21 protein-coding genes are annotated in these 24355 nt (G+C 43.1%); 18 read left to right on the top strand and 3 right to left on the bottom strand.

Annotation, left to right across the window (positions count from 1 at the left end):
- Nucleotides 1-129: 129 nt before the first annotated feature.
- The 4 genes from AC58U0_RS29540 to metE all read left to right on the top strand — a co-directional run bounded on the left by AC58U0_RS29540 (nucleotide 130) and on the right by metE (nucleotide 5995).
- Nucleotides 130-1482 carry a sensor histidine kinase gene (locus tag AC58U0_RS29540; RefSeq protein WP_497382414.1) on the top strand — a complete coding sequence of 451 codons (1353 nt, stop codon included), beginning with the start codon at nucleotides 130-132 and terminating at the stop codon, nucleotides 1480-1482.
- Between the two features lie 149 nt (nucleotides 1483-1631).
- Nucleotides 1632-2555 carry a hypothetical protein gene (locus tag AC58U0_RS29535; RefSeq protein WP_497382413.1) on the top strand — a complete coding sequence of 308 codons (924 nt, stop codon included), beginning with the start codon at nucleotides 1632-1634 and terminating at the stop codon, nucleotides 2553-2555.
- Nucleotides 2556-2679: 124 nt separating this feature from the next.
- Nucleotides 2680-3582: a LysR family transcriptional regulator gene (locus AC58U0_RS29530; protein WP_497382412.1), complete on the top strand. Its 903-nt coding sequence runs from the start codon at nucleotides 2680-2682 to the stop codon at nucleotides 3580-3582.
- A 109-nt stretch (nucleotides 3583-3691) separates the two neighbouring features.
- Entirely contained in the window at nucleotides 3692-5995 is a 2304-nt protein-coding gene (metE, locus tag AC58U0_RS29525; protein ID WP_497382411.1) for a 5-methyltetrahydropteroyltriglutamate--homocysteine S-methyltransferase, read from the top strand.
- 119 nt (nucleotides 5996-6114) lie between these two features.
- Here the strand turns inward: metE and AC58U0_RS29520 are convergent, their stop codons facing one another.
- A complete protein-coding gene (locus AC58U0_RS29520) occupies nucleotides 6115-8130 on the bottom strand; it encodes a GxGYxYP domain-containing protein (RefSeq protein WP_497382410.1) in 2016 nt (671 codons plus the stop codon).
- A gap of 433 nt (nucleotides 8131-8563) precedes the next feature.
- On the opposite strand from AC58U0_RS29520, the gene AC58U0_RS29515 reads away from it, so the two are divergent.
- From AC58U0_RS29515 to AC58U0_RS29485, 7 genes are all read left to right on the top strand, one after another.
- Nucleotides 8564-9685 (top strand): amidohydrolase family protein, encoded by a 1122-nt coding sequence (locus AC58U0_RS29515; protein ID WP_497382409.1) that lies wholly within the window; start codon nucleotides 8564-8566, stop codon nucleotides 9683-9685.
- Nucleotides 9686-9740: 55 nt separating this feature from the next.
- The gene (locus AC58U0_RS29510; protein WP_497382408.1) at nucleotides 9741-10436 is read left to right on the top strand and encodes an aspartate/glutamate racemase family protein; all 696 of its coding nucleotides are present in this window, start codon (nucleotides 9741-9743) and stop codon (nucleotides 10434-10436) included.
- Between the two features lie 32 nt (nucleotides 10437-10468).
- Entirely contained in the window at nucleotides 10469-11431 is a 963-nt protein-coding gene (locus AC58U0_RS29505) for an NAD(P)H-dependent glycerol-3-phosphate dehydrogenase (protein WP_497382407.1), read from the top strand.
- A 120-nt stretch (nucleotides 11432-11551) separates the two neighbouring features.
- Entirely contained in the window at nucleotides 11552-13381 is a 1830-nt protein-coding gene (locus tag AC58U0_RS29500; protein WP_497382406.1) for a sensor histidine kinase, read from the top strand.
- On the top strand, nucleotides 13356-14501 hold the full coding sequence (locus AC58U0_RS29495) for a response regulator (RefSeq protein ID WP_497382405.1): 1146 nt from the start codon (nucleotides 13356-13358) through the stop codon (nucleotides 14499-14501). Before AC58U0_RS29500 ends, AC58U0_RS29495 begins: the two co-directional genes overlap by 26 nt.
- A 74-nt stretch (nucleotides 14502-14575) precedes the next feature.
- A complete protein-coding gene (locus AC58U0_RS29490; protein WP_497382404.1) occupies nucleotides 14576-15418 on the top strand; it encodes an RMD1 family protein in 843 nt (280 codons plus the stop codon).
- Nucleotides 15419-15714: 296 nt separating this feature from the next.
- Complete coding sequence (locus AC58U0_RS29485; protein WP_082562131.1) at nucleotides 15715-15822, top strand: YjcZ family sporulation protein; 108 nt, start codon at nucleotides 15715-15717, stop codon at nucleotides 15820-15822.
- Nucleotides 15823-16000: 178 nt separating this feature from the next.
- Here the strand turns inward: AC58U0_RS29485 and hflX are convergent, their stop codons facing one another.
- Both hflX and AC58U0_RS29475 read right to left on the bottom strand, forming a co-directional pair.
- The gene (gene hflX, locus AC58U0_RS29480) at nucleotides 16001-17266 is read right to left on the bottom strand and encodes a GTPase HflX (protein WP_497382403.1); all 1266 of its coding nucleotides are present in this window, start codon (nucleotides 17264-17266) and stop codon (nucleotides 16001-16003) included.
- Between the two features lie 450 nt (nucleotides 17267-17716).
- The gene (locus tag AC58U0_RS29475; protein WP_497382468.1) at nucleotides 17717-18616 is read right to left on the bottom strand and encodes a LysR family transcriptional regulator; all 900 of its coding nucleotides are present in this window, start codon (nucleotides 18614-18616) and stop codon (nucleotides 17717-17719) included.
- A gap of 193 nt (nucleotides 18617-18809) precedes the next feature.
- Here AC58U0_RS29475 and AC58U0_RS29470 point away from each other — a divergent pair, with 193 nt between their 5' ends.
- The 7 genes from AC58U0_RS29470 to AC58U0_RS29440 all read left to right on the top strand — a co-directional run bounded on the left by AC58U0_RS29470 (nucleotide 18810) and on the right by AC58U0_RS29440 (nucleotide 24353).
- A complete protein-coding gene (locus tag AC58U0_RS29470) occupies nucleotides 18810-19283 on the top strand; it encodes a DinB family protein (RefSeq protein ID WP_497382402.1) in 474 nt (157 codons plus the stop codon).
- A 326-nt stretch (nucleotides 19284-19609) separates the two neighbouring features.
- Nucleotides 19610-20404, top strand: coding sequence for a hypothetical protein (locus AC58U0_RS29465; protein ID WP_497382401.1), 795 nt, complete (start codon nucleotides 19610-19612; stop codon nucleotides 20402-20404).
- A complete protein-coding gene (gene cysC, locus AC58U0_RS29460; RefSeq protein WP_497382400.1) occupies nucleotides 20385-20966 on the top strand; it encodes an adenylyl-sulfate kinase in 582 nt (193 codons plus the stop codon). Before AC58U0_RS29465 ends, cysC begins: the two co-directional genes overlap by 20 nt.
- A 217-nt stretch (nucleotides 20967-21183) precedes the next feature.
- Complete coding sequence (locus AC58U0_RS29455; RefSeq protein ID WP_497382399.1) at nucleotides 21184-21528, top strand: YojF family protein; 345 nt, start codon at nucleotides 21184-21186, stop codon at nucleotides 21526-21528.
- Nucleotides 21529-21551: 23 nt separating this feature from the next.
- Nucleotides 21552-22208 carry a bacillithiol biosynthesis deacetylase BshB2 gene (gene bshB2, locus AC58U0_RS29450; protein ID WP_497382398.1) on the top strand — a complete coding sequence of 219 codons (657 nt, stop codon included), beginning with the start codon at nucleotides 21552-21554 and terminating at the stop codon, nucleotides 22206-22208.
- 771 nt (nucleotides 22209-22979) lie between these two features.
- The gene (locus AC58U0_RS29445; RefSeq protein WP_497382397.1) at nucleotides 22980-23402 is read left to right on the top strand and encodes a MarR family winged helix-turn-helix transcriptional regulator; all 423 of its coding nucleotides are present in this window, start codon (nucleotides 22980-22982) and stop codon (nucleotides 23400-23402) included.
- Between the two features lie 54 nt (nucleotides 23403-23456).
- A complete protein-coding gene (locus AC58U0_RS29440; RefSeq protein ID WP_497382396.1) occupies nucleotides 23457-24353 on the top strand; it encodes an alpha/beta hydrolase in 897 nt (298 codons plus the stop codon).
- The last annotated feature ends 2 nt before the right edge of the window (nucleotides 24354-24355 follow it).

Here is a 24355-nt window from a genome sequence, read left to right as displayed (position 1 = left end):
GGGAAATATACTCAGAAATCAGAGTATAAAGGGAGTCAGGAACTCATCAGCCCTTAGCGAACAAGTGGGTCTTGTGGAAAGCTGTTTGAGACAGAATCGTCAATTAGGTAGTTGACAGGTGGGAACACAATGATCTTTTCAGCCATTATTGATCTTTTACTTGCCGTTTTGCTTTATTTTTATGGACGAAAACAGGAAGCGACGAAGTGGTTGGTATTATTTTTGATTTTCGCAGGTTTGGGCAGCCTTTCCGAAGTCGTTGTTGAACCTGTATGGCGCAGCCTTTTTTTCTTTATACTCCAAGTTTGTACCCCTTACGGTTTCCTCATGTTCTCGATCGTATATTCTGTAACAACGACTCGTCGAGTCAAAAATACGCTCGCTTGCGCGCTTGTACTTCCGATTTTCATTACACTTCTTATTACTCCAATGAAGCAAAGTATTCAGTTAGATTTTGTCATTCTGCTTTACTGGTCGGTTCCCTATTACCTGGTTGGATGTTTACTGGTTATTTATTCTTATAGCAAGGAAACAAATTTGGTGAGAAAAAGAAATCGGCTTATTACAGTCTTTTTTGTTGTTCCTCCTGTTATCGTTATTGTTGTGTTAAATCATATGGAAAGAGCGATTCGAACATTTGACGGGTATCGGTATATCAGTATGTTCGTATGGATGGCTTTTGTAATTTTTATTGTATCCGCGATCCGATTTGGGGTGCTTGGCGTAAAAATTAAATTTGAAAAGCAATTACATGATCAAACGATCATAGGGATTGTATCAGGTGCGGCCATGCTGAATCATGCGATGAAAAACCACATTACCAACATTGATCTGCTGACGGGCCGAATGAAGGAAAACTTACAATTTCGAATGCATGAACAAACGGAGCAAGACATTGCGAATATCCAAGCGGAGACGAGACAAATGATGTTCATGGTAAATCGGATCAAGAAGCATATCGAAGATATAGAGATTGTAGAAGGCCCTATCAACTTGTCCGATATTGTGGCTCGAGCGATTCAATCCAATCGCTATTTGCTTGACGATAAAGGGATTTCAGTTGTTACAGATTATCCACCTTCTTACAACTTGATGTGCGATAAGCTTCACATGCAGGAAGTATTCGCTAACTTGATTCGCAATGCGATCGATGCTGTGGATTCGGAAAACGGAACGATTGAAATCAGAATTCATGAGAGCAGAAAAGATATTTTGATAGAGTTCTCCAACAATGGAAAGGGAATGGATAAGGAGACTGCTGCCCAACTGTTTGAGCCGTTCTTTACTACTAAACATCAGGAGAATAATTTCGGGCTGGGTCTGACTTATTGTTATCTGATCCTGCAGAAGCATGGAGGAAGTATTGAAGCAGTGAGCGAACAGACCGGCGTGACTTTCATCATGCAATTGCCGAAAAGTCGCAAAATACTACGTAGCAACAGTTTAGATCAAGGCCAAAGAAATCAAAAACATTCTTTATAAGAGTCCGAAGTGGTGTAACCACTAGGACTTTTTTTGTTTAATCCGTCTCTTATATGAGCTGTCAATCATCACTATTTCAAGTATATTTCCCCGAGTGGTATTCGATTAAGATAAGGATCGAACCAACCAATTGAGGGAGGAATACATGAATGAATGTGAATGGAAAGTTACACGAAATCACGAATATACCACTATTTATCTCCAGCTACTCAGCGAATCCTGCACATCCGAATCCAGCGTCGTTCAAACCTATGGCAGAGGCTCAGGTATTTCTGGGAACCGACTTTCCCGCGGGCTTTACAAACAGTTTCATACCGGGATTTTCCTTTCAATCAAAAACCGATGCAACCGGCGCATTCACCATATTCGTACCGGATGGATTTCCTGCTACGATCAAGGCATTCTTACTGGCAACGCATACGATTATGAAAGTGATCCCGCCATTGAATGTTCCTATTTTCGCGCCAGTGTACCGATCAGAAACGTTCCAATTCAGCCAAATCAATTCCAAAGTACAGGATATTTATGTTATTCGAACGGATGGAACGACGCAACAAAGCTTCTCGCAGGCACAGATTAACGAAATGACTACCCACATACAGCAACAAATGCATCTGGATAGCCTTTCCGCTTTTATAAATGACGGGTCAATCGGCATCGTAGGTCATGATCAAGGAGCAACACTCAAAGCAGACCTATTTCTAAGTCCGTTTACAGGTCCAGATCTGAATAGCTTTATTAGCGAAAAAGTCGATAATATCGATATCGATTTGCCTGGGCCTGATTTTATCGTCGGACTCTTTGTAAGTAAGGACGAAATAGCGAAGCAATTCCGGCAAGGTATTCATAATATGATGCCTTCGTTGAACAAACAAATTATAGACAGAGTTCAAAAGGATTTCGGCATGTTGATCGCTCAACTTGAAAAGAATACAAACAGCAAAGTGACTTTGACGTTCGAAAAATTGCGGTTTCCTGTAGTAGAAACAAGAATCATTGGTCCATTCACCATAAAAACCCGTGCTATTGTACCGGATCTATTCGTTGGCCTATCTCGAAAACTGTTCAGTTAGAATTTTATTAGACTAAATTCAATAGAAGCGTACACTCTTGATAGAGGGTGCGCTTTTTTTGCTCTCAAATGTTATTCTTAAGTTATGTTAATTATGGATCAAAATTTTAAAGGGGAGTATTTCGTTGACTCTACAACAATTAAAGTACGTTATTGAGGTTGCAAATCGGGGTTCCATTAACGAAGCTGCCAAGCGGTTGTTTATTTCTCAGCCTAGTCTTTCAAATGCGATTAAGGATCTGGAAGAAGAAATGCAGCTTGCAATTTTCGAAAGATCTAATAAGGGGATCTCGCTTTCTAAGGAGGGGATAGAATTCTTAAGCTACGCGCGACAGGTAGTCGAGCAGGCGGAATTATTGGAAAGCCGCTACCTCAATGCGAAGCCTTCCCCGCAGCATTTTTCGGTTTCCACCCAGCATTACGCTTTTGCGGTGAATGCATTTGTGAGTCTGGTCCAGGAGTATGGCCAAGATGAATATGAATTAGCTTTGAGAGAGACCAAAACCTATGAAATTATCGAAGATGTCAAAAATTTACGCAGCGAGATCGGTATTTTATATCTGAATGAGTTTAATGGGAAAGTCATCAACAAGTTGCTCAAAACCGCGAATTTGCAATTCAATAGCTTATTTACGGCTAAGCCGCATATATTCATCAGTATTAAGAACCCGCTGGCAAAGCAGTCGATTGTAACTGTTGACCAGCTTCAGAGTTATCCGTATCTGTCCTTTGATCAAGGGGAGTATAATTCCTTTCATTTTTCAGAAGAGATTCTCAGCACGATGTCACATAAGAAAAGCATTCGTGTTAACGACAGGGCGACGCTTTTCAATTTATTGATCGGATTGAACGGATATACCATATCGACAGGGGTGTTAAGCGCTGATTTGAATGGAAATGAAATCATTCCCGTACCATTGGATTGTGAGGAAACGATCAATGTCGGTTGGATTTCCCATAGAAATGCTTCGCTATCCAAGCTAGGAGCGGCATATAAACAAGCACTTATGCAGGCAATATCCCAATAATAAATTTGCTATAGCCAATAGCTATGACTAGATATAGTTTATTCCAGTTACGCTATAGCCACCAATCCGTGATATCTTTCTTATAACAAATTGTAGAGGGGTTTTACAGATGGTGAAAAGCAGTGTGTTGGGGTATCCGCGTATTGGTGCGGATCGAGAATGGAAGAAAGCGCTCGAGGCTTTCTGGTCAGGCAAGCTCGAAGAATCGGAGTTTCACCGTCAGTTGCAAGAGATCCGTTTGAATCATTTGCGTAAGCAGCAGGAGAAGGGCATCGACTTCATCGCAGTCAACGATTTCAGCTATTACGATCATATTCTTGATACAGCCACGATGCTCGGTATTATTCCGAAACGCTTTCCACATGAGGGCGGCACGGTACCCTTATCTGTTTATTACGGAATTGCCCGTGGGACGAAGGATGCAACCGCTAGCGAAATGACCAAGTGGTTTAATACCAACTATCATTATATCGTACCAGAACTGGACGAGGCATCGCCGGTGCTTACCGAAAATAGACCTCTTAAGGCTTATCGAGAGGCTAAGGAGAAGCTCGGTATCGAGGGCAAGCCTGTTATCATCGGACCTCTGACATTCTTGAAGCTGTCAAAAGGATACCGTATTTCGGAGACTGACGACTGGCTGGGACGGTTGCTTCCACTCTATGTGCAGATACTTCGGGAGCTTGCGAGTGAAGGGGTTCAATGGGTACAGATCGACGAACCGATTCTCGTAACGAAGTTAAGCGCAGAGGATTTGCAGCGATTAAAGACTATTTATGAGACGTTTGCCGCCTCAGTGCCAAACCTGAACATCATGCTGCAAACCTACTTTGAATCGGTAGAGCACTACAGTGATATCGTCGCGCTGCCCGTCAAAGGAATAGGCTTGGATTTCGTGCACGGTTACTCAGGCAATATATCGTCGATTAAAACGCTAGGTTTCCCGGAAGACAAGGTTTTAGGTGCAGGAGTTATTGACGGCCGTGGTATCTGGAAGGCGCCACTGCGCGGGAAACTGGCACTTGTAGAAGAACTCTCTAAAATCGTAACGGCTGAGCGACTCATTGTGCAGACGTCGTGTAGTTTGCTTCATGTTCCTGTATCGGTAAATCATGAGACGAAGCTCGGAGCTGAACTGAAGGATGCTCTCGCATTTGCAGATGAGAAACTGGATGAGCTTGTACTTCTGACGAAGGCGGTCTCTCGAGGCGGGGCTGTTATCACAGGCGAACTGGCAGAACGAGATCGTGCTCTTCAGGCACTCAAGCTGTCAGATGAGCGCAACCGAAGCGACATCCAGCATGCTGTCGTTGCCATCAGTGCTCAAAGTCCAGTGCGCAGTCGACCTTTTTCTGAGCGTCATATTGCTCAACAGAAGAAGTGGCAATTGCCGATTTTTCCGACGACGACAATTGGCAGCTTTCCGCAATCCCCAGAGGTTCGCAAGGCTCGTCAACAGTGGCGCAAGGGTGAATGGAACAATGAGCAGTATGCTAACTTCATCCGAGAACAGATCGATATCTGGATCAAGCTTCAGGAGGAGATCGGATTGGATGTTCTCGTGCATGGCGAATTTGAGCGAACCGACATGGTCGAGTTCTTTGGTGAGAAGCTCGCGGGCTTCGCGTTCACGCAGAACGGATGGGTGCAGTCGTACGGTTCTCGCTGTGTTAAACCGCCAATTATATTTGGGGACGTAGCATTCAAGGGGCCGATGACTGTTGAAGAAACAAAGTATGCACAGACACAAACCAAACGCCCCGTAAAAGGAATGCTGACGGGTCCGATTACGATAATGAATTGGTCGTTCGTTCGCGAGGACATCTCGCGTGAACAAATTGCCTACCAACTGGCCTATGCACTTAGACAAGAGGTGGAAGCGCTTGAACAGGCAGGAATTGGCATGATTCAGGTCGACGAGCCTGCGGTTCGCGAAGGGCTTCCGCTCAAGGAGGATGACCAAGCAAAGTATCTAGCATGGGCGGTCAGAGCATTCCGCATGGCTACCTGCACGGTACAAGATGCGACTCAAATTCACACCCATATGTGCTATTGCGAGTTCCATGACATGATCCATTCGATCGAAGCGATGGATGCCGATGTGATATCGATCGAGACATCACGCAGTCATGGTGAACTGATTCATAGCTTCGAATTGAACACATACAAACTGGGCATTGGTTTAGGTGTATACGATATCCACAGTCCTCGTATTCCGCGTGTGGAGGAAATGACCAGTATGATCGAACGCGCCTTGCGTGTGCTGGATCCGAAGTTATTCTGGATCAATCCGGACTGCGGACTTAAAACTCGTGGATTCGAAGAAACAGTCGCTTCCTTGCGCAACATGGTTGAAGCAACGCAGATCGCACGTGCGAAGCATGCCCAAGAACCTATATCCAATAATCTCTAAACGAAACATTCCTGTAGGGACTAAGATTTGGACTTCGGGCTTCCGTTAATAAAGGAGCAAAAAAGAATCGGACAGCGGCAGTTTAAAACTGCTCGCTATCCGATTTTTTTGACTTGGATTTACTCTTTTTTGGACAACCCATAAGCTTCACGAATAAGTGTGAAATATTGTTCGGCGTTTACGATCTTATATTCCTTTTCGAGTGATTCGGCGATGGCCAGAATATCGTTGGGTCTCATCCCCCACGCATTAACCCCGATGGAAAGGAACAATGGCGATTTACCGTCCCAGCCTTTCTTGGCCTCAGCTAGTATATTAACGCCATCCTGAACCGTTCCAATTCCTCGCATCATCGATACCGGAAGCGTGCCGTTCATGATTTCAATGCCGAATTGATCTGCTACAAGCAGGATGCCGGGAACTTTATAATTTTGCTCGTATGCGGCTGCTTCGGATGAGCTTATGGGTATGTCTTTGGTGACATCCCGGTTTATCACCATCGGAATGGTCATACCGGTCTGTTTGAGATATCTATAAGTATCCTTCATGAAATCCGGTAACGTCTCTTCCGGCCACGGATGTGGGTTGAAATAACCAGCACCGGACGGTCCGGCGACCAGCAGGTCATTCTCTGTCGCTGTTTTCCGATAGTAATTAAGAACCATTGGAGCAGCATCATAGAGTAATGGGCTGGAAGTCCAGTTAATGGGTACTTTGCCGCGCGCAGGATCTTCCCATAATATCTCGCGCATATGGTTCAAATCGTATTGCAAATTGTCTCCTTCACCGAAAGTGAAAGTCACATAGATTTTGTTTTCCAACTTGAGCGGATTAGGCTTGATCTTAGGGGCTGCTTCTACCTTTGTTCCCGAGAAGACGGTCATGTTGTGGAACCAATCAGCTGCCAATACAAAGACGCTATGCCTGGAAAGTAGGTCGACGGAGGCGGCTTCGCCTTCGAAGTCATTGCTGAACCAGCCCAGATAAGGTGTCCCCGGCTCGACATCGGAAAGAATCTTCTCTAAGAGCGCTCGCTGATCCGGCACATCCGTCGAAAGCCAGAAAACCATTGCTTTGTTAGCGACCGCATAGTCTCGCAAATATCCGTAAGGCTCTTTCTGTTCAGACGAGAGAGGGCGAATGTTGCCGACCGAAACTTTGTATTGATTCCACATCTCTACAGAGATCGTCAACTGTTTCGTGTCCACAGAAGGTTTAAATTCATACATGAAGTAACTTCCGTTATCGGCGAAGCGGTGGTCTGCACCCGGTAAATGCTTTGAATTTTGCCTGTCATACAAGTACAATTCTTCCTCGGGCGTACCAGCCTCAAATTGAGCGATGACGTTCCCATCTGCCTTTACGGTGATGGCATGAACGGCCGTTCCCCATCCGTCCTGCGTGAAGGAGTCGTCGAAACGAACGTAAACCGCTTCTTTCCCTAAAAACGATGAAAGGTCGTATTCATACGTTCCCCGGTTACTGGCATCCCGTATTTGTCTTTTTTCTTCTGCGATCGTTACGAAGGATTCCGGTAGACCAGGAGGGAGCGAGATTGATGTGTCCGGACTGAGCCCAATTAGCATCCGTTGGGTCGTCTGATTCCATAAGTTTTCGTATTGCCATGTGTACGCGTCAATTTTATTTTTAAATTTGCTCCGGAAATCTTCGATCACTTTCAATTTGTAGGGAGCTGCAGTAAGTTTGACTGCCAATTCAGGGCTGACGACAACAGCATTCTTAAGTCCAGCCATCGTGGTCGCGACGTTTATGGAATCTGGTGTTTTCGGATCATAGATAATGATTCCTTTTACTTCATTTTTATACAAATCGAAGACATCCATGCTGTTATCGTGGAGCTTATGAGGTATGGTCATTTCGTTATACCAAGGATCCACCTTGTTCTGAATCAGATAGATACGCGGACGCTCTCGATTCACAATGCCCTGAAGAGTAGTCATCAGCAGTTTGACGTCTCCAGGTGCATTAGAGACATTGACAACGTCCAATTGCTTGGGTTGATTAAACGTTGGAAGCGCTTGATTTTTGGGCCATTTAATCCCATCAGGAGTCACACCTTCAGCCTGTGCCGCAGAAATGCTGAAAGGCAGCATTGTCACACATAGTAATACCATGCATAAAATTCTTAATTTCCCTATCAATCTGCTCACCTCATTTAGAAATTTTCAAATACAACGAAGCTGTCTTTGTTTCAATGTAACCTCCTTCATCGAAGAGTAGCGTGCATTGTAATGTCATGACATATCTGCATGGATATATTTAACATGTTGTATATGGTAAATCAAGTGTTTCGATAAACAATCTTAAGAAAATACAAAATATCGTCTTATTCTACACGAATAAACCTAAGTAATGACATATTTTGCAGTTGGAGGAGACTGCTTAATGGATGGGGGTAAACCTCATTTGATATATTATATAATGCAGACTAAGTTCTTAATTTTCGATGGAAAATAAAGGATAATCAGTTGAGTTCCCCGAATTAATATTATTTGGTTCTACGATTTGAAGGCTGATACATTTCAAGAAAGAAAGTTGGTCATACGAATGAAAAACCGGATTATTAGTACATTCATAGTGACAGGGAGTATAGCCATAGGGATATGGCTAATTTCTGTTTTGGATCTATTCCCTTTTGATCAAGTAAAAGATTCCGCCGTTACAAAAGATTTACCCAACCCAAGCACACCAGTAGTTATTAATGAAACACAGATTAAGAAGGGGACGGAGAAAAATGTTAAAGAGTTAGTTGAGCAATATCGCAATTTAAAAGTCATCGATTCCCACAATCATGATGCATCTGATTCAAAGTATATAAATATGCTGGAAGTTTGGAAGCGTAATGCCGTCAATCAAGTTGTTCTCTTTGGAGATGTTTCGGAGCCAAGCGCAATAATGACCGACCAGATGTCTTGGATGGCTTACAAAGATAACCCTAACGTAATTATTCCTTACTTTTCAGGCTTCGATATGCATGATAAATCGAGTCTCGATGTAGTGACACATAACCTGGAACAAGGATATTTTGGTTTAGGTGAAATTGCAGCTGCTTCTTTGTATTCACCTGTGGTATCAAAAGTGGCTTGGAAGGGTGAAAGCCCAATGGACGGCTATTTACCGGACATATACGACATATGTGCAAAATACAAAGTCCCCATTCTTTTGCATATTGACCCGCCAAACGGAATGGTTATAGATAAGTTAGAAGAGGCGCTCGACAAACATCCAAACACAATCATCATATTCGCACATGCTAACGCGTTTAACTCACCGGAAAATATCAGAAAACTACTCGAAAAGCACCCAAATTTGTACGCGGATTTTTATGCGGGTTTCACCGCTCTCAATCCTGCTAGTACCAATAAGTTGGAGGATTTCGTACCTGTGATGAAGCAGTTTCCTGATCAGTTTATGTTGAGTACGGACTCTGGATTTGATATTGGTGAAGAGGCTGCAATTGGTGCGATGTATCAGTTATTAGATAAGCTTGACGACCCTGATTTGGCACGAAAAATTGCACATGATAACCTAGACGCCATTATTCGTAACCAACCAGCTACAGAGACACAGATTGCAGAAATCCGTAAGAAATCCAAAGAAACCGGACAAAGTTATGAATGGAGTCATCTATCGAAGGTAGAGGCCGGACAAATTCTTTGGAGTAAATAAAGATAACGATTTTCTGTTATTATGTAGTAAATAGTTATTTCCGAGGTGCTTATCTATGAAAACGATTGGGCTAATAGGTGGAATGAGTTGGGAGTCGTCCTTGCTTTATTACCAAATCATCAATCAGCGTGTAAAGGAAAAATTAGGCGGACATCATTCCGCAAAAAGTATTATGTATTCGGTGGATTTTCATGAGATCAAGACTCTTCAACATGAAGGGAAATGGGATGAAGCCACGAAAATCATGATTGATTCCGCACAAAAACTCGAATCTAGTGGTTCAGATTTCATTGTTATTTGCACGAATACGATGCACAAGATGGCGACTGAAGTAGAAGACTCGGTCTCAATACCAATACTACATATAGCTGATGCAACGGCAAATGAAATTGTTAAATGTGGCATTAAAAAAGTTGCTTTACTCGGTACTGCTTTTACAATGGAACAGGATTTTTACAAGGGTAGATTGATTGAGAAATTTGGACTTGATGTTATCGTTCCAAATGAAGCCGCAAGGAAGATTGTACATGATATTATCTATCAGGAACTTTGTCTTGGAATTATTAAAGAAAATTCTAAACAATCCTACTTAGAGATAATTAATAGTCTCGTCCAAGATGGGGTAGAGGCCGTTATCCTTGGCTGCACAGAAATCACCTTATTAATATCTCAACTGGATTGCAGGGTTCCTATATTCGATACTACGAAAATTCATGCTGAATATGCAGTGGATTTTGCATTGAATGATTAATTTAACAGGATGTAAAGGAGCTGATCTACTTAATGAGGGTTTCTGTTTTAGGTTGTGGAAGATGGGGATCTTTTTTAGCTTGGTATGCAAATAATGTAGGACATGAAGTCATTTTATGGGGAAGAGAAGAATCGAAAAATTATCAAAGATTAGTTCATTATAGAACAAATGAATATTTACAATTACCCCAAAACATACATTTAACAGATAATATTATTGAAGCAATTGAGTTTGCCGAAATTATATTTATCGCTATTAGTGCCCAAGAACTTAGAGGTTTTGCGAAGCAATTAGCTACCATGGAAATTACAAATAAGATCTTTGTTTTATGTATGAAAGGACTTGAAATGGAGTCCGGAGAAAGACTCTCACAAATTTTTATGGAAGAAATTCAATCACCTGTAAATGTAGCCATTTGGGTTGGACCTGGTCATGTTCAAGATTTTGTTAAGGACATTCCAAACTGTATGGTTATTGATTCAGATCACATGAACATAACGAAACTACTTGTAGACAGCTTCGGAAGTGAGATTATAAGATTTTATTATGGGCAAGATTTGTTAGGTAATGAAATAGGTGCTGCAGCAAAAAATGTCATTGGAATCGCAGCAGGGATGTTGGATGGATTAGGTTATACAAGTTTGAAGGGAGCCTTAATGGCTAGAGGGACAAAAGAAATTGCTAGATTGGTCAAGGCAATGGGAGGAAACGAATTAACCATTTATGGTTTAGGCCATCTTGGTGATTACGAAGCAACGGTGTTCTCTAATCATAGTCATAATCGACGTTTTGGTGAGGCATTCGTAAAAAAGGAACCATTCGAGAAATTAGCTGAAGGTGTAGCTACCGTAAAAGCTTTATTGCGATTGTCCACTAACTATGACGTGGAGCTACCCATCTGTCAGGCTGTTCATTCCGTACTTTCTGAAGGTAATGATCCAAAAGAACAACTAGTAAGATTATTTATGAGGCCCGTGAAGTTTGAAGGTATGTAACGAACTAGCATAATTATAAAGACACAAATTAGAGAAGATGATATCCTTATTAAGATAGACTTTTGTCGAATTGGCCCGAATGGCGGTTCAAAAGTCAATTGATATAAGGGAGATGCAGCCGTGGACACAAGACAATGGATGTCGGTAACGCTTTTTCTCGCAACGGCGCTGATGGTGTTCGTCTCTTTCTTGTCTTACCGGAAACGCCATCTGCCTGTTGCCAAAACGATGGTTCTGATCATGCTGGCAGCGGCTTGTTATTCGTTTGGCTACGCGTTTGAGGTGTTGAGCCGTAGCCTGAACGATGTGAAGCTGTCGCTTCAAATCGAGTACTTGGGCATTCCATTCGTTACTACACTCTGGCTCTTTCAGGTCATCCAATTTACTGGGACGGCGTCTCGCTACCGCAAGCGTCTTGCGCTAGTGCTATTCATTATCCCCATAGCGGTATTTTTTCTCCATTTGACCAACGATTGGCATCACCTGATCTATGAGCGTTATGTTCTGAATGAAAGCAATTCGGTTCCTTTGTACACGACTGTTAAGGGACCTTGGTATAAGGTGCACACCGTCTATAATTATTCCGTACTTCTGTGCGGAATGTTGCTGTTTATCCCCATGTATTGGCGGGCATTGCCGATCGTACGAAAGCAAATCGTCGTCCTCCTTTTGGGGGCAGTCGCGCCTATGGTGTTCAATTTATTTTTTTGGTCCGGAATGGACGTTGATTTGACGCCGTTTGGATTTGCCGTATCGGGTATCGCCTACGTTTGGGGGATTTTGCGGTTTAATTTACTTCGCTTGACGCCTCTTGCAATGGCTAAAGTGTTCGAAACGATCCGGGACGGGGTCGTCCTGTTCGATTATGAGGACCAAATTGTAAGTTACAATAGAGCAGCCGAAAAGGTCCTTCCTGAACTCGCTTTGCCGAAACGATACCCCGCCAAAATGGGGGTGGTTTTGTCGGAAAGTCCAGAACTTCTTGAACGTATTCGTGCCGCTAGTGACGGGGACGAACGCTTCCCATTTCACAGATTCCAAGCGAATCGCAACAAGCATTATAACTGTAGTTTGTCTCTGATTTATGATTCGGGTAATGTCCTGATTGGCAAGTTCCTAATGTTTAACGATATTACGGAGATGAAGGAGAGCGAGGCACGCCTGCGTGAGAACGCCCGGCAGTTGTCTGAGCTAAATGCGTTCAAGGACAAGCTTTTCACTGTCGTGGCGCACGATATTCGCGATCCGATCGCACTTCTCGTGAGTTTGACCGAGCTGCTAGGTGATGAACTGACTGCCGCCGACTTTGAGCATGCTGAATTGGTGAGGGAGCTTAAAGGACAAGTGCAAAGCACGTTTCAACTCGTAGAAAATTTATTGGATTGGTATCGCAGTCAGAAAGGGAAAGTCGTGTTTCGTCCGACGAGCTGGAATTTGCAGCAGGTCATCAGGCAGGCTTTATTACTTTCAGGCACGAAGGCTAGCATGAAGCAAATTCGGATGACAGAGCAGATCAACGAGAAACTAACGGTTAGAGCCGATAAAGAGATGTTAGATCTGATACTGCGCAACTTGCTTTCTAACGCGATCAAATTTACTGGAATTGGCGGGGCGATTGATATTGGGGCTGTTCTGGAAGGAGATCAGATCATCGTGTCTGTACGTGACAATGGTGCAGGAATCGACGATCAGACCTCGGAACTGCTGCGTCTAGAGGAGCCGTTCTTAAAGGTCATGGTTAACGGGGACGATTCGGAGGATATGAGATTCGGACTGGCGCTGATCCGCGAATTCGTTCGTATCCATGGTGGCAGCCTTTGGTTCGAGAGCGAGCCAGGGGTCGGGACGACCTTTTCATTTACCTTACCCGGATCGGCTGGTGTGCGGGAAGAGTCCGATGACGGGGGAATGGAGGAAGAAGTTTATGAAAGTGATTTTGGTGGACGATGAGCCGACAATGCATTTGATTCTGCGTAAAATGCTGGTTAAGCTGCCAGGGGTTCAAGTGGCTGGCGCTTTTACGGATACGAAGTCCGCAGCCTCCTTTCTAAGTGAGAACACCGACATCGGACTGGCTTTTGTTGATATCTCTATGCCAGGCGGGAGTGGAATGGAGTTCGCCGCCAAGATGGAAGCCTCGGCTTCTCCGATGCAAATCGTCTTCGTCACGTCTCACAAAGAATTTGCCTTGAAAGCTTACGAACTATCTGTGGTGGATTACCTGGTTAAGCCCGTTTCCCAGGAACGGCTTCAGCGGACGGTAAATCGTGTATTGGCTAGCCAGCAAGGCATTCATTCGTCGTCGCTGTCTGCTCCAGCTTCCGAAAATTCAGGCAGAATCGTCCTAACAATGTTAGGCGATGTCGTCGTGAGCAACGATGCAGGTCGTGTCAAGTGGATCTCCAGGAAATGTGCAGAGCTGTTCGCGTACTTGCTGTTTTATCGTGGCAAACGAATTCCACGTTCAAGGTTGGTTATGGACATCTTCGGAGGGATGCACCAAACCAATGCGGAGAATTATTTGAATACGACCGTATATCAATTGCGCAAGTCTTTGGAGCCGCTTGGCATGCGCGAGGTTGTACAATCTGAGAACGATGGCTATGCGCTTGAATTAAAGGATTTCATTATTGATTATTTGGAATTCGAAAACCAAGTGGGGGAGATGCATTCCATTGATGCGGGAAATGTGGAGAGAGCACTGCGTATCGAACGGCTGTATACGGGCGATCTATTCGGGGACAAGGCGTATGTGTGGGCCATTCACGAAACGGTGCGTTATGCGGAATTGTACACCTCGTTCATAAAGCGGCTTGCCGAAGTGCTTATTACGTTGCGGGATACGACCTCCTCATCGAAGTTGCTTCTCAAGCTGAACGGGCGTAATCCGCTGGACGAATCCGTTATACGCCATCTTATGACAATACACGAGATGACCGGGGACAAAAAAGGGTTGACGGCTCTGTATACCGACTATGTTCGGCTTCTCAGCAGGGAACTTGGCATACGTCCATCCGAGGAACTGATACATTTATATGACATGTTGATAAGCCGATTAACCAAAAAATAATTATGAGGATTGAAGCCCACTTTTTCTGTCAAGACTAGTTAGCATGACTTTTATAAAGCAGATGAGTGGTGAAAATGAAAGATATTACTTTTAAGGCTATGGCCGTCACAAATGAAATTGATCTGAACAAAATCGCCATCCACTGCGGTATACCCAAAAAATATACATGGGAACAGCCATTAATCCTAAGAGGCGATATCCTTAAATCGATCCTTAAAAAAGATATTCACGGTTTTCAACAAGTTATGGTCTTTTCTTTTGGCAGTGTAGTTTTTGTAAATCACACACACAAGGATGAGATCACTGGCTTTTTGAAATTTATCCAATCCTTCGAACCAGATATTGAGCTCCAGCCTGCTGACAGATACACAGACGATTACAGCCTTCATATCGAAGAAATCGAAAGCATGGAATTAACTGACAAGTATGTAGTGGTAGCTGAGTATGAATCTTTTTACCCTGAATTAATCTCCACTGTCCTTGCCAAGTCGGTCGCTCTTGAGAAGATAGAGGAACAGCTTGGGAAAATTCATGATGACCTCGAAATTATGATTGAGAGACTTGAAAAAGGGAATCTTCGTGTTGGCAACAAAGAATTAGCAAGAACGACCGCAAAAATCGTACGTCACGAGTATAACACTCTAGCCTACATCATGATTTTGGATAAACCTGATCTGACTTGGACAAATAGTACGGCTAGCCAATTTTATGATGGAATGATGGTTTTTTTTGAATTGAACGATCGATTTAAAATACTGAAAAGTAAAACGGATATTTTGTATCATATCTTGGAGGGTTTTTCAAATATCAGTCATTCCATCCGGGGGCTATTCGTCGAATGGATCGTAGTGATTCTTATTGTTATTGAGGTGGTATTAACCATATTACAAATTATAGGTTGGATTCCTTCACATTAGAAACGATAAAAGATAACATCGACTTAACAAAAAAAGCACAATGAACCAGGAGAATATAGCTCCTGATCCAATGTGCATTTTTGCTTTGCACTGCTCCAACTTCATTAATGTAATGCTAAACGATGCGAAAATACTATGAATAGAATAGGACAAGATTCAAGAATGATTGTTAGCGATGCCCTCAGAAAATGATTTTCCTCGGCGGTTTCCTCCCAGTGACAAACATCCAAGCAAGAAATATGTACCGCACATATGATTATACCGTAGTGAAATATCACCGAGGGGAATGAGTTAACATGGGAGCAGTAGGTTGTGGTGAAGGTTATGGGTATGGCCGTAACGTCGCATTTATCTTGGTTCTTTTTATTCTTTTGGTCATCATCACATCAGCTTTTGTAATTTAATATTCCTTAATCCAAAACAAATAATTTCTAGAAAAATAAAGACGGCCCTATCGCGAATAGATGCGAATGCGGGCCGTTTTTTTTCATTGTTCCACGAAAGAAACCAACATCCTTAATGAAGAATTAACTCCTTAGCTAAAAAGGATCTGAACTTTTTTCGGAAGATTGGAACCATAAATCAAAGCTGGAGGAAGTCATCTCGATACTGTTCAAAATCGGATACTCGACATTCCAACTTAAGACGGGTACCGTTCGGCTCATATTTCGTTGAATGAACATGGGCATGCTCATTGAAATAGGCTACTAATCGGCCATGCTCATAAGGAATCACAATTTCACATTGCATGTAATTCTGGAAAATGCGTTCGCGAATCAATTGAGTGAGCTCCTCGATGCCTCGCTTCTGCAGAGCTGAGAGATAGACGATATCATCTTTTAACAAAGGGTAAGCTTGCTCAGTCAAGTCGGTTTTGTTATAAGCAAAAATCATCGGAATTTGATCCGCTCCAAGTTCCTTCAACGTGTCATTTGTAACGTCAATGTGCTGTTCGAATTCCGGGTTTGCAAAGTCTACGACGTGAATCAGCAAATCGGCTTCTGCGACTTCTTCCAACGTAGATCGGAAAGCTTTAACCAAATGGTGGGGAAGCTGGCTTACGAAGCCTACCGTGTCAGTTAACAAAAATGACTTACGGTCTGGCAAGTTGACGCTTCGAACGGATGTCTCCAATGTAGCGAACAACATGTCTTTGACAAAGACCTGCTTATGCGCCTGCGGATTATACCACTCGATCATGGCGTTCATTAAGCTTGATTTGCCCGCGTTCGTATAGCCGACTAGACAAATAACAGGGACCTCGTTCTTACGGCGCTGCTTTCGTTGAGTTTGACGACGGGCTACGAGTTTCTCCAGTTCAGATTGCAAAGCCGTGATTCGGTCTTCGATTTTACGGCGGTCGAGTTCAAGCTTGGTCTCACCAGATCCGCGGTTTTTAAGTCCAGCTCCGCCTCCTTGACGACCTAACGATTCTCGGAGTCCTACAAGTCTGGGAAGCATGTATTGGAGCCTGGCAACCTCAACTTGCAGCTGGGCTTCCCTAGTCTGTGCGCGTTCCGCAAAAATGTCTAAAATTAGGATCGTCCTGTCAATGACTTTGCATGCAAGAGATGCTTCCAGGTTTCGAATCTGAGAGGGGGATAGCTCATCGTTACAAATGACGACGGATGCGTTTCGTTCCGTAATTAGCTGCGATAATTCTTGGATTTTACCCGTTCCGATGTAATGGGACGGAATCACACGAGTGACCTTCTGGCTTAGTTCACCAACCACCTCAATGCGGCATGCTGCGGCTAGGTTATTCAGTTCTTCCATCGAGTATGAAAAATCAGGGTGGTTCAAAACATGGACCCCGACGATAATCGCTTTCTCTTTCAGTTGTTCCATCGTTCATCATCCTTTCAAGTTAAGAAGTAAAAAAGAAACAACACAAGCAAGCTGCTTGTGTTGTCGGTAGTTGAGGACAATGACTTTCGTAGCGGACGAAAGAAAACAATCCGCGGTTTGGTCGATAAGGATGTTTCACCTTACTGCAAGCCGCGTTGTTTGATCACCGATAGAAGTATCAATTCAGGGTTATAAATGGACAAACTTATCCTGAGTCCTCTGTACACAGACAGAATCTTGAGCGCTATTCAATTAGCCGCGCAAAGATCTAACTCGGATAAAATGTATCACACGTAACCCCTCCGTTTCCTTAAAGTACTTTAAGAGTATCACAAGGAAGAGCTGCCTTGCCTCGCAAAGATTAATTATAATCATTTTTTACTGCGCAATAAATTATCCCATTTTCGCCCGCCGTTTTCGATTTCGTGGTTCGTTTCGGATATGGTGAGGTTACTGCTTCGCACGATTGATAACGTTCTCGATATAGGCTCTCAGAGTTTTGATGAACGTGCGCATAGCGTATCCGACATACCTGTCGCTGCGGTAGATCAGACAAATGTCTTGAGAAGGCGTAGGATTTCTCAGTTGAATAACCTGGATGTCTCTATTGTGAAGATTATCCAGCAGCAATCGAGGCAGAACACAAACACCAACTCCGTTCTGCACCATCTGAAGGAGGGAGGATAACGTTGTCGTCACCATATGCGGCTGCAGAACAAATCCCTTGTCCATGCAGAAGCGGTCGATCAGCTTGCGACATTGATGGTCGGGTGGGAACATGACCATCTTCAAGGTATGCAGCCTGTTCAAAGGTAGGAAGCTTTCCGAGGCAAGGGGATCATTCGTGCTTACCGCCAATGAGAACTCCTCGTGAAATAGAGGAATAGACGTGAGGCGTTCATCGATAACAGGTCCGATGGTTACGCCAACATCGATGCTTCGGTCCAACACTTGTTCTGTTATTTTCGTGGTTTCCAGAAGGGACAGCGAGATGGTGGGATAGGTCTGATGGAAGTTCAGCAGCAAGGCATTAAACATGAGATCCGCGTCGCCGGGCAAGACACCGATGGATAGCGATCCACCGTGCATTTGCTTCAGGTCAGTAATGGCATCAATCGCTTGCCGCAGATGCGCGAACACGGCAGCGCCATGTTCATGAAGAATCGCTCCGGCATCTGTGAGGACGATTGTTTTTCCCACGCGATCGAACAGTAAAACTCCCAATTCTTCTTCCAATCTTCTTATCTGCTGGCTGATGTTAGGAGCACTAACTCCCATCTTCTCTGCTGCTCTCGTAAAGTGGAGATCTTCACAAATCGCCATAAAATACTGTAGTTGTTTTAACTCCATACTCACACCTGCTTTCAAATGAATCGCCGATAATTGTTCAATAAATATTGTCAATTCATCTTCTCTATCTGTCAATTCATAATCGTTAACTTATACTTAACGTTCCGGTAATCCGCACTGCATTGATGGAATATTCCATGGAATCTATACTAGGAACATATCAGCGCTTCTTATTACAAAGGAGGAAAACAATATGTCAGAAATGATTATCGACTCAGCAAAAAAAGTGCGTCAAGTGGTGCTGTACCAAGTGCAGGCCATCCCAGAGGAACTGTTCGACATTCAAGTTGATTCCTATAATAACACGATACGCTGGAACATTGGACACATGATTTATTGGATGGATACCTACATGACGCTTGGCTTCTCAAAAAACTCGGCTATTCCACCAAGCTACGCATCGTTCTTCAATTCCGGGACAGCTCCGGCAAACTGGGCCGAAACGCCTCCATCAAAGGAAGAACTAATCCAACAGCTGTCAGGTCAGCTTAACTCCCTATCCGAGTTAGCTCCCGAGAGTCTGGAGGTACTGCTGAAAGATCCGCTGCAATTGGGGCCGCTCACTTTTAATCGGGCGGGAGAGTTGCTCAACTTTGGTTTGGTCCATGAAGGGATGCATCTTGCAACCTGCAATTGCTTACTTAAGGTCATTCATGGTAAGCATTAAAACGGATTCGAAGAATAACTTGAACTAAACAAGCCAGAGCATGGTTGGTCATGCTTCGGCTTTTTGCTGTGTAATACAGCTCATCAAAGATGGTGAAACGTGGTCACAGCAGAACGGAGAGTTTATATCTCAAAACACATAAATCTCGTGAGGAAATACAACTTTTTACTCTTCGGTAGAGACAAGTCTACACAATTTTTTAAAACACAAATCAAAAGATAGGTCTCTTTATAATGTTAAGTCTAACGCTATATTAAAAGATGCATATTCTATCATAAATCCTTGAAGATAGGACTTCTGTTTGAAGGAACTAGGAGGGAATAGGCATGTGGTTGGATAAGATATGGTTGGTTACTTGCTGCAATGAATTGGGAGGCTTGTTCAAATTCAACCCTCGAACCGACGAATACAAAAAGTTGCTAGAAGAAGACTGTAGAGGAATTGCCAGGTATAAGGATCATTATATTCTGGCTACAACTAGCACTGGACTCATGCTGCTGGACAAAAAATTTCAGGTTATCAAAACCGATAAAAGACCATTCCTTGATTATCACGGGGCTGCGATCAGTAAAAACTTCGCTTATGTGGTGGAGACACATCGCAATGCGATAGGGATTTTTCGGCTGCCAGATTTAGAGAAGGTGCGGGAGATACAACTTTTCCCTGAAGAGGAGGATATCCTGCATATGAATGATCTTTTCATTTATAAAGATCGTTTGTTTATCTCGATGTTTTCACTTGATGGACATTGGCGCCCACAAAAGGAGATGGCATCCGGAGGAATTATGGAGTTTTCGCTAGCTACAAAGCAATTTGTTCAGGTTCATTTTCCCAAGTCGATTCATCATCCTCATAGCGTATCCTTAAAAGAGGGAAAGCTATTGTACTGTTCTTCTTATATGGGGGAAGTCAAGCACGGGAATGAAGTTATATTCAGGACTTCTGGATATGCGCGGGGACTCTACTGCGACTCAAAGCAAATGGGAATAGGGAACAGCCAAACACGCTGGAGGAACGAAAAAAAAGAACAAGCTGGCATCTACATCTATTGTAGAGCGGATAAAAGTAATCGTTTTGTTGCGTTACCAGCTTCTGAAGTATATGGCATTCTATCTGTATAATACGGATTTTAAGATAGAGAGGAGAGTACAGAGTATGCGAAAAGGAGCAACCCTTTGGTTCACAGGCCTATCTAGTGCTGGAAAGTCAACCATCTGTAATCACTTGCAAGACCGGCTTCGGGAGTTAGATTGGAAGGTAGAAACCTTAGATGGCGATGCCCTTCGGAAAGAAGTATTTCAAGGATTGGGTTATAGCAAAGACGAACGTTCCCTAAATGTAAAAACTGCTGCTTATTTAGCCAAGCGACTTAATCGAAACGGCATTCTCGTATTGGCATCTTTCATCTCTCCCTATCGTAAGATGCGTGAAGAGTGTCGCCAATCCATCCCGGGGTTTATCGAAATCTATGTTAAATGCCCAATCGAAGTATGTATCCATAGGGATACCAAAGGTCTTTATGATAAAGCGCTTCGAGGAGAAATCCAGCAATTTACAGGGATTTCAGATCCGTATGAAGAACCGGAACAGCCCGAGCTCACTTTGGAGACAGATAAAATGGCGGCTCACGATTGCGTTGACCGAATTCTGGTATACTTGATCGAACATGATTATTTACCATAATTGCAATCTACGACCCGTGCAGTGGGTCTTTTTTTAGTTCTTACGCTATTCAGGTTAAAATTGAACAGTGACGTTGTAAAAAAACGGTATTTTTGAGAAGATACGAGTATCGATAAATGAGGCATTTTTAGGCATCATAACCTCATTTTTGAGAAATCGAATCTTAATGTACATTGTATTTGCTTGGTCGTTACCTTATTGTTTTGGAGGCATTGAAATGCAGCTTATTAATCCATCGGAAGTACAGCATCGAATCGATAGCTTAAAAGATCAGGAATTGTATATCCATCTAGAAATGACAACAGGCGCCTATGCGGCCCATCTTGACAGTACTAAGCATCCGGCGGCTAATTTCATAACCAATGCTTTGATCCGTTTCACACATGGGTCGATTGCCGGGAACGGGCCTTATCGGGTCGGGTTGAAAATGCAGCAAGGGTGGGTATACTCCGAAGGCCTGACTCACATTGATCAAAATGAAACGGAGAGGTTGATCCTGGCAGGGCATGACAGTCAGGGCAAGCTGATTGTATCGTTGCAATTAAGCCGGGAGCCCTTCTAGAGGATGAGGAGATGAAGACATCTATGAAACAGCAAATTCTTGTAGTACTGCCGCATCCGGATGATGAGGCATTTGGCGTTTCTGGTACACTGGCCATGCATGTGCAGCAAGGTGATCGAGTTACATATGCTTGTTTAACACTAGGCGAAATGGGCCGAAACATGGGGATACCGCCTTTTGCCAATCGCGTCACACTGCCGCAAATACGCAAGCAGGAGTTGGAAGAATCTTGCCGCGCGATCGGGATCCAAGATCTTAGAATGCTTGGTTTTCATGATAAGACGATTGAATTCGAGGAACAAGAGCTGTTGGACTCCGTAATCGATGAGCTCATACAAGAGATTCGTCCCTCGCTGATCATTACTTTCTTTCCTGGTTATAGCGTTCATCCTGATCATGATGCGTGCGGAGCTGCTGTGATACGAACGGTTGGAAAGCTTTCAAAAGACGAAAGGCCCCCCGTTCATTGCATGGCTTTTTCCAAAAATCATGAGCAAGCTATAGGAAAGCCTACCGTAATTAATGATGTCAGAAGCTTTTTGAAGCAAAAGATGGCCTCCATACAAGCACATCGAACCCAATTCAAAGCCGCCGAGTTACTAGGTAACAAAGAACCTAACTCAAAAGAGCTACAGGAGCGTTTCGGAACAGAGCGCTTCTGGATTTACCCATTTGAGTGATAAAGTCCAAATTTGGTTGTAAGCAGGCGACCGGTTGGATAGCAGCTAAGGGATAATATTAGCAACTCGTGAATATTAGTTGTTTCTTTTGAAAGACTTGTTCAGACAGACTTGACGTTGGTTGCATCATCAAATTTCACTTCACAGGGTGGAACCGAAATGCGATCGAGCGTATTCGTGACTGATAGACGAAGGCAGGTACAACCCTGACCTCGGCCTGATCAGAGATGTTTGTACACATGTACTGCTAGGCACTGATCTATCGGGGAATGTTTGTTCAATAAAACAGCAACAGTCTAGGACTATATTTTCTAGTCCATGGCTGCTGCTGTTTCGTTTTTTGAGTCAGTCTAATATTAATTTATTTTCACAGAACAGCAAGGATTCGATGATTTGATCTGGCATTAATCATTACGAATAATTAGATAAACAATCAGTCCTATGATTGGGAAAAACAACATAGCTAATAGAATAATTATTGCAAATTCAGTGCTTTTACCTCTCCTTATGCTATCTCGATATGCCCATACGCATAAAACTATGTGCACTAAAAATAACACAAAGGATATTAAAAAAAATAATAAAATAATACCGGAGCTAAGTGCAACCAAGTTTGATCACCTCTTTTAATTATTAATTTGTACGAAATCACAATGTGAAAGTTTCAGGTATTTCTCTAACTATCAATAATAATGTTTACATCGTCAATAAATACGCGGGAAGCATACAAAGTACATTGACATTGGTTTGATATCAAACTATAATGTAATTATGCAAAATAGAGATGCCATTTCATTAATTTCCAAAATTAGAGAGAAAGTTAATCGGTTTATTGTAGCAGAGATGGTGAAGTATGGGATAGACGGTATTGGCACCTCGCATGGTGATATCATCTATCAGCTATTTAAGAAGCCCAGACTCACTATGGCGGACATTTCCAAAGGGATTAATAAGGATAAATCTACAGTCACAGCGCTTGTTGACAAGTTGGTCCGGCTTGGATATGTGACAAAGGAAAGGGACAGAGAGGATTCGAGGGTAGTTTATGTTGCTTTAACCCATAAGGGGAGTGAACTGAAACCGATCTTTGAATCGATATCTAAAGAAATGTTAGACGTGTTTTACTTAAACATCTCTGAAAAAGAAAAAGAAGATCTGCTTAACGTTTTAAAAAAGATTTATTCCAACTTTTAAAATTTTTTTAATAAATAGTTTGATATCAAATTAAATGTTGAGGAGGAAATAATCATGAAAGATTTTACGAAAGAATTGCCCGATCATACGGAGAAATACATTGGGGAAAACGATTTATTTTTAGAGATATTCGAGGCGGAAAACCTCCCGAAAGCAACTAATAAAAGACCCTCTCTGCTTTTTATACACGGGGCCTACTCAGGAAGTTGGATGTGGAGCAAATACATTCCTCACTTTATCAATGAAGGGTGGAAATGCTATGTCATGAACTTGAGAAGTCACTACAAAAGCAGGCTGCAGGATATGACTAAGATAACTTTCGAGGATTATTTGGAGGATATTAAAGAGGTTATCGCTGAGTGCAGTGATTCGCCGATTCTTATCGGATTTAGCATGGGCGGGATCTTGAGCCAGAAGTTGGCTGAAACCGTTGAGATCGCAGGGTTGGTGTTGATCGACTCCGTCATAAGCAAAGAAGTGCATGAAGTAGTACCATACAAAGAATTAGCCCAGATGACACCTGGTATCATATTGCCTGCCCCAGCACGCGAAGAGCTTTCAAGCATAGATGAAACGGCAGATGACATTGAATTTCAAAGAAAGTATCTGTCCATGGAATCATCAAAGGCATTTAGCGCTTTTTCTTTTTCAAGCGAAGCAAGAGGTATATCAATAGACAGCAGTTCAATTTCTTGCCCGTGTTTGGTTATCAAAGCAGTAAACTGTGATGATGACGACCGTCGGGGGAGGGCGACAGCAGAGCATCTCCGTGCTGCATATACAGGGCTTTGGAACACCACTCATACAGGCGTGCTCGTAGGGCAGAGATATATGGAAACAGTAGATACAATCATGGACTGGTTAGCACACCGGATTCCATCCCAGGAAAGCGATCGATCTGCCCCGGTTACTGACAAATACAGCACAAAACCAAAAGAGGTCAACCAGTAAAA

The organism is Paenibacillus sp. J31P190 (genome assembly GCF_059692075.1).
Note: the sequence above shows the minus strand (reverse complement) of the source record. Positions and strands in the feature narration are given on the sequence as shown.

Coding starts and splice junctions, on each gene's coding strand:
- AC58U0_RS29445 (WP_497382397.1), top strand. CDS start 22,980: ATGCAAAATAGAGATGCCATTTCATTAATTTCCAAAATTAGAGAGAAA.
- AC58U0_RS29495 (WP_497382405.1), top strand. CDS start 13,356: ATGAAAGTGATTTTGGTGGACGATGAGCCGACAATGCATTTGATTCTG.
- AC58U0_RS29515 (WP_497382409.1), top strand. CDS start 8,564: ATGAAAAACCGGATTATTAGTACATTCATAGTGACAGGGAGTATAGCC.
- AC58U0_RS29540 (WP_497382414.1), top strand. CDS start 130: ATGATCTTTTCAGCCATTATTGATCTTTTACTTGCCGTTTTGCTTTAT.
- hflX (WP_497382403.1), bottom strand. CDS start 17,266: ATGGAACAACTGAAAGAGAAAGCGATTATCGTCGGGGTCCATGTTTTG.
- AC58U0_RS29455 (WP_497382399.1), top strand. CDS start 21,184: ATGCAGCTTATTAATCCATCGGAAGTACAGCATCGAATCGATAGCTTA.
- AC58U0_RS29475 (WP_497382468.1), bottom strand. CDS start 18,616: ATGGAGTTAAAACAACTACAGTATTTTATGGCGATTTGTGAAGATCTC.
- AC58U0_RS29520 (WP_497382410.1), bottom strand. CDS start 8,130: ATGGTATTACTATGTGTGACAATGCTGCCTTTCAGCATTTCTGCGGCA.
- bshB2 (WP_497382398.1), top strand. CDS start 21,552: ATGAAACAGCAAATTCTTGTAGTACTGCCGCATCCGGATGATGAGGCA.
- metE (WP_497382411.1), top strand. CDS start 3,692: ATGGTGAAAAGCAGTGTGTTGGGGTATCCGCGTATTGGTGCGGATCGA.
- AC58U0_RS29440 (WP_497382396.1), top strand. CDS start 23,457: ATGAAAGATTTTACGAAAGAATTGCCCGATCATACGGAGAAATACATT.
- AC58U0_RS29465 (WP_497382401.1), top strand. CDS start 19,610: ATGTGGTTGGATAAGATATGGTTGGTTACTTGCTGCAATGAATTGGGA.
- cysC (WP_497382400.1), top strand. CDS start 20,385: ATGGCATTCTATCTGTATAATACGGATTTTAAGATAGAGAGGAGAGTA.
- AC58U0_RS29490 (WP_497382404.1), top strand. CDS start 14,576: ATGAAAGATATTACTTTTAAGGCTATGGCCGTCACAAATGAAATTGAT.
- AC58U0_RS29535 (WP_497382413.1), top strand. CDS start 1,632: ATGAATGTGAATGGAAAGTTACACGAAATCACGAATATACCACTATTT.
- AC58U0_RS29470 (WP_497382402.1), top strand. CDS start 18,810: ATGTCAGAAATGATTATCGACTCAGCAAAAAAAGTGCGTCAAGTGGTG.
- AC58U0_RS29505 (WP_497382407.1), top strand. CDS start 10,469: ATGAGGGTTTCTGTTTTAGGTTGTGGAAGATGGGGATCTTTTTTAGCT.
- AC58U0_RS29510 (WP_497382408.1), top strand. CDS start 9,741: ATGAAAACGATTGGGCTAATAGGTGGAATGAGTTGGGAGTCGTCCTTG.
- AC58U0_RS29485 (WP_082562131.1), top strand. CDS start 15,715: ATGGGAGCAGTAGGTTGTGGTGAAGGTTATGGGTATGGCCGTAACGTC.